At 73.5% G+C, this 14095-nt stretch carries 15 protein-coding genes; 13 read left to right on the top strand and 2 right to left on the bottom strand.

The features are described 5' to 3' along the window. Positions 1-92: 92 nt before the first annotated feature. The 12 genes from AC2CJA_RS06880 (at position 93) to AC2CJA_RS06825 (ending at position 9653) form a co-directional block, all read left to right on the top strand. Positions 93-653: a GNAT family N-acetyltransferase gene (locus AC2CJA_RS06880; protein ID WP_484601765.1), complete on the top strand. Its 561-nt coding sequence runs from the start codon at positions 93-95 to the stop codon at positions 651-653. Between the two features lie 121 nt (positions 654-774). After that, positions 775-858, top strand: coding sequence for a putative leader peptide (locus tag AC2CJA_RS06875; RefSeq protein WP_309471194.1), 84 nt, complete (start codon positions 775-777; stop codon positions 856-858). Positions 859-1014: 156 nt separating this feature from the next. Next, complete coding sequence (locus tag AC2CJA_RS06870) at positions 1015-2712, top strand: nitrite/sulfite reductase (protein ID WP_484601764.1); 1698 nt, start codon at positions 1015-1017, stop codon at positions 2710-2712. 180 nt (positions 2713-2892) lie between these two features. After that, positions 2893-3078: a hypothetical protein gene (locus AC2CJA_RS06865; RefSeq protein WP_241715884.1), complete on the top strand. Its 186-nt coding sequence runs from the start codon at positions 2893-2895 to the stop codon at positions 3076-3078. After that, on the top strand, positions 3075-3797 hold the full coding sequence (locus AC2CJA_RS06860; protein ID WP_484601763.1) for a phosphoadenylyl-sulfate reductase: 723 nt from the start codon (positions 3075-3077) through the stop codon (positions 3795-3797). Before AC2CJA_RS06865 ends, AC2CJA_RS06860 begins: the two co-directional genes overlap by 4 nt. 52 nt (positions 3798-3849) lie before the next feature. Continuing rightward, the gene (gene cysC / locus AC2CJA_RS06855) at positions 3850-4440 is read left to right on the top strand and encodes an adenylyl-sulfate kinase (RefSeq protein ID WP_484601762.1); all 591 of its coding nucleotides are present in this window, start codon (positions 3850-3852) and stop codon (positions 4438-4440) included. Then, the gene (gene cysD / locus AC2CJA_RS06850; RefSeq protein ID WP_484601761.1) at positions 4437-5375 is read left to right on the top strand and encodes a sulfate adenylyltransferase subunit CysD; all 939 of its coding nucleotides are present in this window, start codon (positions 4437-4439) and stop codon (positions 5373-5375) included. Before cysC ends, cysD begins: the two co-directional genes overlap by 4 nt. A gap of 2 nt (positions 5376-5377) precedes the next feature. Next, positions 5378-6775 carry a sulfate adenylyltransferase subunit 1 gene (locus AC2CJA_RS06845; RefSeq protein ID WP_484601760.1) on the top strand — a complete coding sequence of 466 codons (1398 nt, stop codon included), beginning with the start codon at positions 5378-5380 and terminating at the stop codon, positions 6773-6775. Beyond that, positions 6763-6891, top strand: coding sequence for a hypothetical protein (locus tag AC2CJA_RS06840; RefSeq protein WP_093660142.1), 129 nt, complete (start codon positions 6763-6765; stop codon positions 6889-6891). The genes AC2CJA_RS06845 and AC2CJA_RS06840 overlap by 13 nt, the downstream gene beginning before the upstream one ends. A gap of 176 nt (positions 6892-7067) precedes the next feature. Then, on the top strand, positions 7068-7886 hold the full coding sequence (locus AC2CJA_RS06835; protein ID WP_484601759.1) for an ABC transporter ATP-binding protein: 819 nt from the start codon (positions 7068-7070) through the stop codon (positions 7884-7886). Beyond that, on the top strand, positions 7873-8826 hold the full coding sequence (locus AC2CJA_RS06830; RefSeq protein WP_484601758.1) for an ABC transporter permease: 954 nt from the start codon (positions 7873-7875) through the stop codon (positions 8824-8826). Before AC2CJA_RS06835 ends, AC2CJA_RS06830 begins: the two co-directional genes overlap by 14 nt. An 8-nt stretch (positions 8827-8834) precedes the next feature. Then, positions 8835-9653, top strand: coding sequence for a sirohydrochlorin chelatase (locus tag AC2CJA_RS06825; RefSeq protein ID WP_484601757.1), 819 nt, complete (start codon positions 8835-8837; stop codon positions 9651-9653). A gap of 22 nt (positions 9654-9675) precedes the next feature. Here AC2CJA_RS06825 and AC2CJA_RS06820 read toward each other — a convergent pair whose 3' ends face one another. Together AC2CJA_RS06820 and AC2CJA_RS06815 are read right to left on the bottom strand one after the other, a co-directional pair. Continuing rightward, positions 9676-10326, bottom strand: a complete 651-nt coding sequence (locus tag AC2CJA_RS06820; protein WP_484601756.1) for a hypothetical protein — start codon at positions 10324-10326, stop codon at positions 9676-9678. A 152-nt stretch (positions 10327-10478) separates the two neighbouring features. Then, a complete protein-coding gene (locus AC2CJA_RS06815; RefSeq protein WP_484601755.1) occupies positions 10479-11747 on the bottom strand; it encodes an SAV2148 family HEPN domain-containing protein in 1269 nt (422 codons plus the stop codon). A gap of 218 nt (positions 11748-11965) precedes the next feature. On the opposite strand from AC2CJA_RS06815, the gene glgX reads away from it, so the two are divergent. After that, positions 11966-14080: a glycogen debranching protein GlgX gene (gene glgX / locus AC2CJA_RS06810; RefSeq protein ID WP_484601754.1), complete on the top strand. Its 2115-nt coding sequence runs from the start codon at positions 11966-11968 to the stop codon at positions 14078-14080. The last annotated feature ends 15 nt before the right edge of the window (positions 14081-14095 follow it).

Here is a 14095-nt window from a genome sequence, read left to right as displayed (position 1 = left end):
GCGCCGAGTACTCCTTCCACGCCGAGGGCACCGCCGACTGGCAGTGGACGGACGGCGAGCTGGAGCGGGCCGCGGCCGGCCCCGCGGCCTGCCTGCACACCGGGTCGCTGGAGCAGACCTCCCCCTCCGACCTCTCCCCCGCGCGCACTCCGGACAGCGGATCCGGCATCCGGATCATCCGGGCGGAGGTGCCCGGTCCGGAGTTCAGCCGCTTCCTCTACACCGCCGTCGGCGGTGACGTCACCTGGACGGACCGGCTGGAGTGGACGTACGCGCGGTGGCGGGAGTTCCTGGAGCGGCCCGGCGTGGAGACGTGGGTGGCGTACGACCGCGGGACCCCGGCCGGGTACATCGAGCTGGAGGCGCAGCCCGGAGGAACGGTGGAGATCACCTACTTCGGCCTGATCGCCGCCTTCCGCGGCCGGCGCATCGGCGGGCACCTGCTGTCGTACGGGACCGCGCGCGCCTGGGACCTGGCGGGGCGCTGGCCGGACCGGGAGCCCACCCGGCGGGTGTGGCTGCACACCTGCAGCAAGGACGGCCCCCACGCACTGGCGAACTACCGGCGGCGCGGCTTCCGTCTCTTCGACACCCGGACCGGGGACGAACCGGACGTTCCCGCCCCCGGCCCCTGGCCGGGGGCGGGTGTGTGAGCCCCGCCGGGACCCTCCCGGTCCCGCGACCGACACCACCTCGTCTCGCAGAGCGGGACATCTTTGTCCGAACTGTGGATAACGGTGGACTGCCGCGAGATGCTCATGCCACGCTTCTGCCATGTCTCGAGCTGGAATTGCCTTGGTGAGTCGGCGGCACGTCGACCTCGGCCGCATGTCCAGCGCCATCTGTCCGGCGGGCTGACAGTCCCAGCACCGCCGCACATCCGCCGCCCCCGTCGTCGCGGGCAGGCGGCCCCGCCCACCGCTTTCCGCCCGGGTTCGCGCACGTCAGCACACCCGGGCGGATCCGGTCCGCTTCCCGCGCAGCCGAGTCCAGCAGAAGGACGAACACACCGCCATGGCCGACACCCCCAAGCCAGCCAGCGCTGCCCCGACCCGCCGCAAGGCCGGCCGCCACCGCGGCGAAGGCCAGTGGGCCGCCGGGCACTTCACCCCGCTGAACGCCAACGAGCAGTTCAAGAAGGACGACGACGGTCTCAATGTGCGGACGCGCATTGAGACGATCTACGCCCACCGCGGTTTCGACTCCATCGACCCCGGCGACCTGCGCGGCCGGATGCGGTGGTGGGGCCTCTACACCCAGCGCAGGCCCGGGATCGACGGCGGCAGGACCGCCGTCCTGGCCCCGGAGGAACTGGACGACGAGTACTTCATGATGCGGGTGCGCATCGACGGCGGGCGGCTGACCACCGAGCAACTGCGCGTCATCGGCGAGATCTCCCAGGAATTCGCCCGCGGCACCGCCGATGTGACCGACCGGCAGAACATCCAGCTCCACTGGGTCCGCATCGAGGACGTCCCCGAGATCTGGCGCCGCCTGGAGGCCGTGGGCCTGTCCACCACCGAGGCCTGCGGCGACACCCCGCGCGCCTTCCTCGGCTCGCCGGTCGCGGGCATCGCCGCCGACGAGATCGTCGACGGCACGCCCGCGCTGGAGGAGGCCAAGCGCCGCGTCGTCGGCAACCCGGCGTTCTCCAACCTGCCCCGCAAGTTCAAGACGGCCATCTCCGGCTCCCCCCTGCTGGACGTGGCGCACGAGATCAACGACGTGTCGTTCGTCGGTGTGCGCCACCCCGAACTCGGTCCCGGCTTCGACGTGTGGGTGGGCGGCGGCCTGTCCACCAACCCCAAGCTCGGCGTCCGGCTGGGCGCCTGGGTACCGCTGGAGGACGTGGCGGACGTCCTGGAGGGTGTCGTCTCGGTCTTCCGGGACTACGGATACCGCCGGCTGCGCAACCGCGCCCGGCTGAAGTTCCTCGTCGCCGACTGGGGCGCGGAGAGGTTCCGCCAGGTGCTGGAGGACGAGTACCTGAAGCGGAAGCTGGCCGACGGCCCCGCCCCCGAGACCCCCGCCCAGCGCTGGCGCGACCACATCGGCGTGCACCGCCAGAAGGACGGCCGCTTCTACGTCGGCTTCGCCCCCCGCGTCGGCCGTGTCGACGGCGCCACCCTCACCAAGATCGCCGAGCTGGCCGAGGGCCACGGATCGGGCCGGGTGCGCACCACCGTCGAGCAGAAGATGATCATCCTCGACGTGACCGAGGACCAGGTGGAATCCCTGGTGGAGGGCCTGGAGGCGCTGGACCTGACGGCGCGTCCGTCGGTCTTCCGGCGCGGCACCATGGCCTGCACCGGCATCGAGTTCTGCAAGCTCGCCATCGTCGAGACCAAGGGCCGCGGCTCCACCCTCATCGACGAACTGGAGCGCCGTCTGCCGGACTTCGACGAGCCGGTCACCATCAACATCAACGGCTGCCCCAATGCCTGCGCCCGCATCCAGGTCGCCGACATCGGCCTCAAGGGCCAGCTCGTCAGCGACAAGGACGGCAACCAGGTGGAGGGCTACCAGGTCCACCTCGGCGGCGCCCTGGGGCTGGACCCCGGCTTCGGCCGCAAGGTGCGCGGTCTGAAGGTCACCGCCGCCGAGCTGCCCGACTACGTCGAGCGCCTGCTGACCCGCTTCCGCGAGGAGCGCCAGGACGGCGAGCGCTTCGCCCAGTGGGCGGCGCGGGCCGACGAAGGTGCTCTGAAGTGAGCGACGCACACGCGGCCACCGGCCCGCACCCCACCACGAAACCCGCACCCGACCGCCGCGCGGGCGGAGAAGCTCACAAGGAGGCACCGTGAGCGACGCACACGCGGCCACCGGCCCGCACCCCACCACGAAACCCGCACCCGACCGCCGCGCGGGCGGAGAAGCTCACAAGGAGGCACCGTGAGCGAACGCGCCGCGCCGTTCTACTGCCCGTACTGCGGCGACGAGGACCTGCGGCCGTCCGAGGACGGCCACGGCGCGTGGGAGTGCGCCTCCTGCAACCGCGCCTTCAGGCTCTCGTTCCTCGGACTGCTGGCCGACGGCCTGCGGCGGTCCGGTTCCACCGAGGGAGGCACCGCGCGATGAACGCCGCCGAGGACCGGTGCGGCCTTCGGGCCGACGCCGACGAGCTGCGGCGGCTCGCCGAGAAGGCGGGCCGCGAACTGGAGGACGCCCCGGCGCTGGAGGTCCTGCGCTGGGCCGCCGACGCCTTCGGCCCGCGCTTCTGCGTGACCTCCTCGATGGAGGACGCCGTCGTCGCGCACCTGGCCTCGCGCGTGGCGCCCGGTGTGGACGTGGTGTTCCTCGACACCGGCTACCACTTCCCGGAGACCATCGGCACCCGGGACGCGATGGCGGCGGTGATGGACGTCAACGTCATCACGCTCACCCCCCGGCAGACCGTGGCCGAGCAGGACGCCGAGTACGGGCCGCGCCTGCACGACCGCGATCCCGACCTGTGCTGCGCGCTGCGCAAGGTCAGGCCGCTGGAGGAGGGTCTGCGCGAGTACGACGCCTGGGCCACCGGGCTGCGCCGCGACGAGTCCCCGACCAGGGCGGGGACGCCCGTCGTCGACTGGGACGAGAGGCGGCGCAAGGTCAAGGTCTCGCCCATCGCGCGCTGGACACAGGGCGACGTGGACGCCTACGCCACCGAGCACGGCGTCCTCACCAACCCCCTGCTGATGGACGGTTACCCCTCCATCGGGTGCGCGCCCTGCACCCGGCGGGTGCTGGAGGGCGAGGACGCCCGCGCCGGCCGCTGGGCCGGGCGCGGCAAGACCGAGTGCGGACTGCACGGCTGATGGTGAACCCGAGGACCGTACGGGCCAGGACAGTCGAGTTGAGGAGCGTCAGATGAGCGGGGCGACCGCCTCCGGCACGGACAGAACCGGCAGCACTGGTACGGGCACGGGCACCGGAGCCACGATCTGGCTCACCGGCCTGCCCAGTGCCGGCAAGACCACGATCGCCCACGCGCTGGCCGGCCGGCTGCGCGACGAGGGGCACCGGGTGGAGGTGCTGGACGGCGACGAGATCAGGGAGTTCCTCTCCGCCGGCCTGGGCTTCTCCCGCGAGGACCGCCACACCAACGTGCAGCGGATCGGCTTCGTGGCCGAACTGCTCGCCTCCAACGGGGTGAAGGCCCTGGTTCCGGTGATCGCGCCGTACGCCGACAGCCGTGAGGCGGTCCGCAAGCGCCACCAGGCCGAGGGCACCGCCTACCTGGAGGTGCACGTGGCCACGCCCGTGGAGGTGTGCTCCGAGCGCGATGTGAAGGGGCTGTACGCCAGGCAGGCCGCGGGCGAACTGTCCGGGCTCACCGGGGTGGACGACCCCTACGAGGCGCCGGCCGATCCGGATCTGCGGATCGAGGCGCACACCGAGCCCGTGGACGGCTCCGCGGCCCGGCTGTACTCACTGCTCGCCGAGAGGGGACTGGCGTGACGACCTCGACCGAACCGACCACCGGGCCCGCCGCCGCGGCGTACGCGCTGAGCCACCTGGACGCGCTGGAGTCGGAGGCGGTGCACATCTTCCGCGAGGTGGCGGGCGAGTTCGAGCGGCCGGTGATCCTCTTCTCCGGCGGCAAGGACTCCATCGTGATGCTGCACCTGGCGCTGAAGGCGTTCGCCCCGGCCTCGGTGCCCTTCTCCCTGCTGCACGTGGACACCGGCCACAACTTCCCCGAGGTGATCGACTACCGCGACCGGGTGGTGGCCGAGCACCGGCTGCGCCTGCACGTCGCCTCGGTGCAGGAGTTCATCGACCGCGGCGAGCTGCGCGAGCGCCCGGACGGCACCCGCAACCCGCTGCAGACCGTGCCGCTGCTGCGCGCCATCGAGACGAACCGCTTCGACGCGGTCTTCGGCGGCGGGCGGCGGGACGAGGAGAAGGCCCGTGCCAAGGAACGGGTGTTCTCCCTGCGCGACGAGTTCGGCGGCTGGGACCCGCGCCGCCAGCGCCCGGAGCTGTGGCAGCTCTACAACGGCCGCCACGCGCCGGGCGAGCACGTGCGCGTCTTCCCGCTGTCCAACTGGACCGAGCTGGACGTGTGGCAGTACATCGGGCGGGAGAAGATCGAGCTGCCCGCCATCTACTACGCCCACACCCGCGAGGTCTTCAAGCGCGACGGGATGTGGCTGGCGCCGGGCGAGTGGGGCGGCCCCAGGGACGGCGAGACGCTCCATGAGCGCCGGGTGCGCTACCGCACCGTCGGCGACATGTCCTGTACCGGTGCGGTGGACTCCGACGCCGCCACCATCGAGCAGGTCGTAGCGGAGATCGCGGCCTCCCGGCTGACCGAGCGGGGCGCGACCCGGGCCGACGACAAGCTGTCGGAGGCCGCCATGGAGGACCGCAAGCGCGAAGGGTATTTCTGACGATGACCATCGCTGCCACCACCACCGGCGACGCCGCGGCGGGCGAGCCCGCCGCCGACGGGGCCGCCGCCCGACTGCTGCAGGACACCTCCCTGCTGCGTTTCGCCACCGCCGGATCCGTCGACGACGGCAAGTCCACCCTGGTCGGACGGCTGCTGCACGACTCCAAGTCGGTCCTGGCCGACCAGCTGGAGGCCGTCGAGCGCGCCTCCCGCAGCCGCGGCGCCGCCGGCCCCGACCTGGCGCTGCTGACCGACGGGCTGCGCGCCGAACGCGAGCAGGGCATCACCATCGACGTGGCCTACCGCTACTTCGCCACACCGCGGCGCCGCTTCATCCTGGCCGACACCCCCGGCCACGTGCAGTACACCCGCAACATGGTCACCGGCGCCTCCACCGCCGAGCTGGCCATCATCCTGGTCGACGCCCGCAACGGCGTGGTCGAGCAGACCCGCCGCCACGCGGCGGTCGCGGCCCTGCTGCGGGTGCCGCACGTGGTGCTGGCCGTCAACAAGATGGACCTGGTCGACTACGACGAGGCCGTCTTCGCCTCCATCGCCGAGGAGCTCACCGCCTACGCCGCCTCGCTGGGCGTGCCGGAGGTCACCGCCGTGCCCATATCGGCGCTGGTCGGCGACAACGTGGTCGCCCCCTCCCGGCACATGGACTGGTACAGCGGCCCCACCGTCCTGGAGCACCTGGAGACCGTCGAGGTCGATCACGACCCGGCCGGGGACGTGGCCCGCTTCCCCGTCCAGTACGTCATCCGTCCGCAGACCGCCGAGCACCCCGACTACCGCGGCTACGCCGGCCGGCTCGCCTCCGGCGTACTGCGGGTGGGGCAGCGGGTGACGGTGCTCCCCTCGGGCCGCACCTCGGTGATCGAGGGCATCGACGCGCTCGGCCAGTCGGTCCGGGCGGCCTGGGCGCCGCAGTCGGTCACCGTCCGCCTGGCGGACGACCTCGACGTCTCCCGCGGCGACCTGATCGCCCCGGCCGACGACGCCCCCGCTCCGAGCCAGGACATCACCGCCACCGTCTGCCATCTGCACGACACCCCGCTGCGGGTGGGGCAGCGGGTGCTGCTCAAGCACACCACCCGCACGGTCAAGGCGATCGTCAAGGAGATCGACTCCCGGCTGACCCTGGACGACCTCTCGCCCCACCCCGAGCCGGGCGAGCTGGTGGCCAACGACATCGGACGGGTGCGGATCCGCACCGCCGAGCCGCTGCCGCTGGACCCCTACGCGCTCTCCCGCCGTACCGGTTCGTTCCTGCTGATCGACCCGGCCGACGGCTCCACCCTCACCGCGGGCATGTCCGGCGATGCCTTCACCGGGGCCGTCGGTGGGGTCCGCGCCGGCGGCGGCGCCGCGCAGGAGGACGGATGGGACTTCTGAGCGCGGCGGGCGCCGCCGTGCACGACGCCTTCTCCACCTTCGACCACACCGGCGGCCGGATCGGCAGCGGTGTCCGGGGCAGCGGGCAGGGCGGGCTGGCGGGATGCCGCCGGTGACGCCCGACGCCCGGCCGCGCCGCCCACGGCTCCGGTACCTCCGGCACACCCCGTACGACCCGCGCCTTTGGGGCGCCCCGCATGCCCCGAAGGCGCGGCGCGCCCCCGCCGCGCACGCCGGCTCTTCCCCGCCGTAGCCGCCCGAACAGGGTGGCGAACCACGAGAGGACTCCGCTGTGTCCACCGAACTCGCCACCCCCGCCCCGGCACCGTCCGTCACCGGTGCCGGGGCCGGGCAGGCCCGCCCGTACGCGGTGCGGCTCGACCGCGTCTCGAAGTCCTTCGGCGCCTCCCCCCGCGCCCGCCAGCTGGTGCTGGACGGCATCGACCTGACGGCGGCCCCCGGCGAGTTCGTCTGCCTGCTGGGCGCCTCCGGCTGCGGCAAGTCCACACTGCTGAACCTGGTGGCCGGGCTCGACCACCCGACCTCCGGCGAGGTGCGGGTGCCGCACGGCCGGCCCGCCCTGATGTTCCAGGACCACGCGCTCTTCCCCTGGCTGAGCGCCGGCCGCAACGTGGAGCTGGCCCTGAAGCTGGCCGGGGTGCCCAGGGCCGAGCGGCGCGGGCGCGCCGAGGAGCTGCTGCGTCTGGTCCGGCTGCCGGACGCGTACGGCAAACGGGTGCACCAGCTCTCCGGCGGGATGCGGCAGCGCGTGGCGCTGGCCCGCTCCCTGGCCCAGGGCAGCCGGGTGCTGCTGATGGACGAGCCCTTCGCCGCGCTGGACGCCATCACCCGCGACCTGCTCCACGAGGAGCTGACCCGGGTGTGGCGCGAGCGGGAGCTGACGGTGCTGTTCGTCACCCACAACGTGCGCGAGGCCGTCCGGCTCGGCCAGCGGGTCGTGCTGCTGTCCTCGCGCCCGGGGCGCGTGGCGCGCGAGTGGGACGTGGACATCCCCTACCCCCGCCGTATCGAGGACTCCGGCGTCACCGCCCTCGCCCGGGAGATCACCGGCCATCTGCACGAGGAGATCGTCCGACATGCCCGCCACTGACACCGAGGACTCCCGGCGGGACCCCCGGCACGAGTCCCCCGGGCAGGGGACCGGCCGGGCCGCGGGCGGCACGGGCGGTCCCGACGTCACGGGTGGTTCCGACGAGATGGCGTCCGGCCTGGACGCCCTGGAGTCACCCGTCTCCGCGACCGCCGCCACCTCGCGGCGGCTGCTGGCCAAGGCCGCGCCGCCCCTGGTGGCCGTCGCCCTGGTGCTGGCGCTGTGGCAGACGGCGTACGCGCTGGGCTGGTCGGCCTCCCTGCCCTCCCCCGCCGCCGTGTGGGGCGAACTGGCGGGCGCCTGGTCGGACGGCACCCTGCTGCCCGCCCTCGGCCACAGCCTGCTGCGCTGCCTGATCGGCTTCGCCGCCTCCACGGCCATCGGCGTCCCCCTGGGTCTGCTGCTCACCCGGGTCGCGCCGCTGCGCACGGTCCTGGGGCCCATCCTGTCCGCCGTGCAGTCCCTGCCGGCCGCCGCGCTGGTGCCGGTCTCCGTGATCGCGCTGGGCAACTCCGAGGGCGCGGTGTACGCCGTGGTGCTGCTCGGCGCGGTGCCGTCCATCGCCGTCGGGGTCACCGCGGCCGTCGACCGGATACCGCCGCTGCTGCTGCGGGCGGGCCGGTCGATGGGCGCCGGCGGCCTGCGCGGAGCCGTCCACGTCCTCGTCCCCGCCGCGCTGCCCGGCTTCGTGACGGCGCTGCGGCAGGGCTGGACCTTCGGCTGGCGCGCCCTGATGACGGCCGAGCTGATCACCGCCACCCCTCTGCCCGGCATCGGCCGGATGCTGGACGCGGGACGGCAGGGCGGCGAGCTGAGCCTGGTGCTGGCCTCGGTGGTGCTGATCCTGGCGGTCGGCGTGGCCGTGGAGTCGGTGCTGTTCTCGCCCGTGGAGCGCCGCGTGCTGCACAGCCGCGGCCTGGCGTCGGCGACCGGGCGGTGAGCGGCCCCGTGCGCACCCTCCGTACCTCCGCGTCCCGCGCACCGGCCCACCACGCGTCCGGCGCCCGTCCCGCCCTGCTGGTCGTCGCGCACGGCAGCCGCGACCCGCGCCACGCGGCGACCGTGGCCGCGCTGTGCGCCCGGCTGCGCGGGCCGCGCCCGAAGCTGCGGGTCGAGGTGGGCCATCTGGACTTCAACGCCCCCTCCGTCCCCCAGGTGCTCGCCCGTCTCCACGCCGACGGCGTACGGCGGGTGGTGGCGCTGCCGCTGCTGCTCACCCGCGCCTTCCACGCCAAGGCCGACATCCCCGCGGTACTGGGGGAGGCGGTGTCGCGGCTGCCTCGGCTGACGGTGTGCCAGGCCGACGTCCTGGGCCCGGACCGGCTGCTGACGGCCGCCCTGGAGCGGCGGCTGCACGAGGCCGGGCTGCGGCCCGGCGACGAAGGCTCGACCGGGGTCGTCCTGGCCTCGGCGGGCTCCTCCGACCCGGAGGCGATCGCGGTGATCGCAGACATCGCGCGGGAGTGGCGGCACATCTCCGGTTGGTGTGCCGTGCGGCCCGCGTTCGCCTCCGCATCCCTTCCCCGCACCGCCGACGCGGTGCGGGAGCTGCGCGACCGGGGGGCGCGGCGGGTGGCCGTCGCCCCGTACGTCGTCGCGCCCGGATTCCTCCCGGACCGCATCGCCGCCGGAGCCCGCGAGGCGGGCGCCGACCTGCTGGCGCCGGTGCTGGGCGACGCCCCGGAGCTGGCCCGCCTGATGGCACGGCGCTACGACGAGGCGCTGGTGAGGTGGGACGAGCGCGTGAGCGTGCCCGCCGGCGCGTAACGCGCCCTGCACGCCCGCGGTCTCACAGCCGCGGGCGCACCCCCGGCTCGTCCACGGCCGGCTTCCCGCGCAGCACCGGCAGCACGGCGCGTCCCAGGGCGTTCTCCAGCAGGAAGGCGAGCGCGGCGTAGCAGGCCAGCGCGGCCAGGACGAGACCGGTGACCCCGGCGGCGCTCTCCCACGCGGGGGAGGCGGTGAGTTCGGCGATGCCGGTGACGGCGAAGCGGATCGCCGCGAGCGTCACGACCGCCCCCGCCAGGAGCTTCCCGCCGTCCGCCGCGGCCGCCACCAGCAGGGCGACGGCCGAGGCCAGGAGCGCCAGGCCCAGTACGTCGCTGTGCGAGCCGGGCGGGGTGAGCGCGGTGACGGCCGCGGTGACGGCCCAGGTGCCCGATTGCACGCCCATCGCCGTGCCCGCGCCCAGGTCCCGGCACAGGAAGCCGAACACCGACGCCAGCAGTTGCAGCGGCACCGTCAGCAGCAGTACGGCCAGGGCCACCAGGCGTCCCTCGTAGGGCCGGAGCCAGTCGAGCTGGAGCGCGGCGAAGAGGAAGGTGGCGAAGCCCAGGGCGAGGAAGCCCAGGGGCAGCGGGCCGGCGGTGGGCCGCGGGACGATCCGGGTGCGCCGCTCCCCTCCGGCCCGCCCGGCCCCTGTCTCCTCCGTGCCCTCCATCGGCGTACCTCCGGTCGGTGTGTGCCACGACCGGGTGCGGGTGCCCCGCAGCGGCGGCGGCCACACCGCCCGGCCGGGTGCACCGGTCCGCCAGGACACCGTCCCCGGCAGCCCGGTGACAGCACCCGCCGGGCCGGGCGGCGCGGGCCGGGTCAGGACACCGGCCGGGAGTCGGTCCACACCGACTCCATCTCCTCGCGGTAGAGGTGGAACAGCCCGCCCTCGGCGCCCTCCCCCCGCGGGCCGCCCCGGACGGTCCCGCCCCGGACGATGTCCCGGCCGCCGCCGCGCAGTACGAAGACCGGGGCCTCCATCCCCCGGATACGGCGCAGATAGGACTGGACCACCGCGATGCCGTCCGGCCCGTCGCCGTCCACGAGGTAGGCGGTGAAGCGCGGGGTCTCGTCGAAGACGTGGATCTGGAAGGCGTCGGCGTCCCGCAGCCGGGAGCGCACCCGCCGCATGTGGAGGATGTTCGTCTCCACCGAACGGCTCAGCTCGCCCTTCTTCAGCCCCAGCTCCCGCTCCCGGCGGCGCACCGCGCTGCTGGCGGGGTTGAGGAAGAGCAGTCGCACCCGGCAGCCGGACTCGGCCAGCCGCACCAGGCGGCGCCCGGAGTAGTTCTGGACCAGCAGGTTCAGTCCTATGCCGATGGCGTCCAGCCGGCGCGCTCCGCCGAACAGGTCCTCGGCCGGGAGCTGGCGCTGCAGGCGCACCCGGTCCGGGTGGACGCCGACGACGTCGGCGAAGCGGTCGCCGACCAGCTCCTCCACCGCGTCCACCGGCAGCCGGTGGGCGGAGGGGATGTCGCGGCCGGCGCCCAGCAGGTCCAGCAGCCGGGCCGCGATCCGCTCGGCCTGGGCGAGGATGGCCGGGGACAGCGCGCGGTTGCGCGCCACCGCGCTGCGGGCGACCTCCAACTCGTCCAGGGCCAGCTCCAGCTCGCGCCGGCCGTCGAAGTAGGGCTCGAAGCAGGGCCAGTGCTGCACCACCAGCTCGCGCAGCTGCGGCAGGGTGAGGAAGGCCAGCAGGGTGTCGTCGGCCGGGTCCAGCAGATAGCCCTTGCGGCGGCTGACCTCCCGGACGGCCGCGGCCCGCTGGACCCACTCCTGCCCGGTCGGGCCGGCCGCCGCCACAACCCACTCCTCGCCGTGCACCGGCTCGTAGATGGGCCGCAGCACCGCCGCGACCACGGCGCGCAGCCGCTGCTCGACGAGATTGAGCCAGATGTAGGCCCGTCCCGCCCGCTGGGCGCGCAGCCGCACCTCGGCCCACTCCTCGTACCCCCAGGCCAGGTCGGCGCCGATCTCCATCGGCCGGGTCAGGGAGACCGTGCCGGGCGGCACCGCTCCGGGCGCCCCGGCGGCACCGCTCCCGCCGCCCCCGTCCCCCGAGGGGAGCTCAAGCCCTCCCGAGCCCACCTGTGCACCGCCTTCCGGACCTGCTGTTTCGATCAAGGAGCCTACTGCCCTCCCAGGAGGGGACGCAGCAGTATCCCGCCACCAAGTTCCTTTGCCCGTACGCTCATCCGGGGGAAGATGCGTGCTGTGCCCATCCGGTGCCCGCCTGCCGCACCAGTCCTGCGCAAGGATGCGGCGAAAACGGGTAACGGGTAGAGACCGCGACAGGAAGAGTCGACATGCAGGTCTGGCCTGGACGGGCTTATCCCCTCGGCGCCACGTACGACGGGGCCGGGACGAACTTCGCCGTGTTCTCGGAGGCGGCGGAGCGCGTCGAGCTGTGCCTGCTGCACGACGACGGGTCGGAGACCGCGATCGAGCTGCGCGAGTCCGACGCGTTCGTGCGGCACGCCTATCTGCCGGGTGTCATGCCCGGCCAGCGCTACGGCTTCCGGGTGCACGGGCCGTACGAGCCGGAGAAGGGCAGGCGCTGCAACAGCGCCAAGCTGCTGCTGGACCCCTACGCCAGGGCGATGAGCGGTGCCATCGACTGGGACGAGGCGGTCTACGGCTACCACTTCGACGAACCCGAACGGCGCAACGACCTGGACTCCGCCCCGCACACCATGGCCTCGGTGGTGGTCAACCCCTACTTCGACTGGGGCGACGACCGGCCCCCGCGCACCGACTACCACCAGACGGTCATCTACGAGGCCCACGTCAAGGGCCTGACCATGCTCCATCCGGAGCTGCCCGAGGACCTGCGCGGCACCTACGCGGCGCTGGGGCACCCGGCGGTCATCGAACACCTGACGAAGCTGGGGGTGACCGCGCTGGAGCTGATGCCGGTCCACCAGTTCGTCACCGACCACCGGCTGGCCGACGCCGGGCTGGCCAACTACTGGGGCTACAACACCATCGGCTTCTTCGCCCCGCACAACGCCTACGCCTCCTGGGGCGACCGGGGTCAGCAGGTGCTGGAGTTCAAGCAGGCGGTCAAGGCGCTGCACCAGGCCGGCATCGAGGTGATCCTCGACGTGGTCTACAACCACACCGCCGAGGGCAACCACCTGGGACCGACCCTGTCCTTCCGGGGTCTGGACAACGCCTCGTACTACCGGCTCACCGACGACCCCCGGTACTACATGGACACCACCGGCACCGGCAACTCGCTGCTGATGCGCTCCCCGCACGTCCTGCAGCTGATCATGGACTCGCTGCGCCACTGGGTCACCGAGATGCACGTGGACGGCTTCCGATTCGACCTGGCGGCCACTCTGGCCCGCCAGTTCCACGAGGTGGACCGGCTGTCGTCGTTCTTCGACCTGGTGCAGCAGGACCCGGTGGTCAGTCAGGTGAAGCTGATCGCCGAGCCGTGGGACGTGGGCGAGGGCGGCTACCAGGTGGGGAACTTCCCGCCGCTGTGGACGGAGTGGAACGGCCGCTACCGCGACACCGTGCGGGACCTGTGGCGGGGCGAGCCGCGCACGCTGGCGGAGTTCGCCTCCCGGCTGACCGGCTCCTCCGACCTGTACCAGGACGACGGGCGCCGCCCTCTGGCCTCGATCAACTTCGTCACCTGCCACGACGGCTTCACCCTGCACGACCTGGTGTCGTACAACGACAAGCACAACGAGGCCAACGGCGAGGGCAACCGGGACGGCGAGAGCCACAACCGCTCGTGGAACTGCGGGGTGGAGGGCGGCACGGACGACGAGGACGTCCTGGCCCTGCGGGGCCGGCAGATGCGCAACTTCATCGCCACCCTGCTGCTCTCCCAGGGCGTGCCGATGCTCTCCCACGGCGACGAGTTCGCCCGCACCCAGAAGGGCAACAACAACGCCTACTGCCAGGACGGCGTGCTGTCGTGGGTGCACTGGCCCAAGCCGGGCGAGAAGCATCCCCTGTGCGATTTCGTGCAGGCCATGGTGGGCCTGCGCCGCGACCACCCGGCCTTCCGCCGGCGGCGGTTCTTCCACGGGCGGCCGGTGGAGGGCACCCACGACGAGCTCTCCGACATCGCCTGGTTCACCCCCGAGGGCGAGGAGATGACCCAGCGGGACTGGCAGGAGGCCCAGGCCAGGGCGCTGACGGTGTTCCTCAACGGCAACGCGATCTCCGAGCCCGGCGAGCGCGGCGAGCGGATCGCCGACGACTCCTTCCTGCTGATGTTCAACGCGCAGCCGACCTCGCGCGGGTTCACCGTGCCGGCGGACCACGGGCGGGAGTGGCAGGTCGTGGTGGACACCTCGCGGGAGGACGGGGTGCCCCCGGGCACCGGGCCCACGGTGAAGGCCGGTTCCCGGATCACCCTGGTGGACCGCAGTCTGACGGTGCTCCAGCGCCCCGCCTGACCGTCCCGGCCGACC

It is taken from the genome of Streptomyces sp. ATLC9 (assembly GCF_057196705.1).
This window is presented reverse-complemented; position numbering and strand designations above follow the sequence as displayed.

Excerpts from the sequence above, each read along its gene's own strand:
- glgX (WP_484601754.1), top strand. The coding sequence starts at position 11,966 with ATGCAGGTCTGGCCTGGACGGGCTTATCCCCTCGGCGCCACGTACGAC.
- AC2CJA_RS06875 (WP_309471194.1), top strand. The coding sequence starts at position 775 with ATGTCTCGAGCTGGAATTGCCTTGGTGAGTCGGCGGCACGTCGACCTC.
- AC2CJA_RS06820 (WP_484601756.1), bottom strand. The coding sequence starts at position 10,326 with ATGGAGGGCACGGAGGAGACAGGGGCCGGGCGGGCCGGAGGGGAGCGG.
- cysC (WP_484601762.1), top strand. The coding sequence starts at position 3,850 with ATGAGCGGGGCGACCGCCTCCGGCACGGACAGAACCGGCAGCACTGGT.
- AC2CJA_RS06870 (WP_484601764.1), top strand. The coding sequence starts at position 1,015 with ATGGCCGACACCCCCAAGCCAGCCAGCGCTGCCCCGACCCGCCGCAAG.
- AC2CJA_RS06830 (WP_484601758.1), top strand. The coding sequence starts at position 7,873 with ATGCCCGCCACTGACACCGAGGACTCCCGGCGGGACCCCCGGCACGAG.
- AC2CJA_RS06845 (WP_484601760.1), top strand. The coding sequence starts at position 5,378 with ATGACCATCGCTGCCACCACCACCGGCGACGCCGCGGCGGGCGAGCCC.
- AC2CJA_RS06840 (WP_093660142.1), top strand. The coding sequence starts at position 6,763 with ATGGGACTTCTGAGCGCGGCGGGCGCCGCCGTGCACGACGCCTTCTCC.
- AC2CJA_RS06860 (WP_484601763.1), top strand. The coding sequence starts at position 3,075 with ATGAACGCCGCCGAGGACCGGTGCGGCCTTCGGGCCGACGCCGACGAG.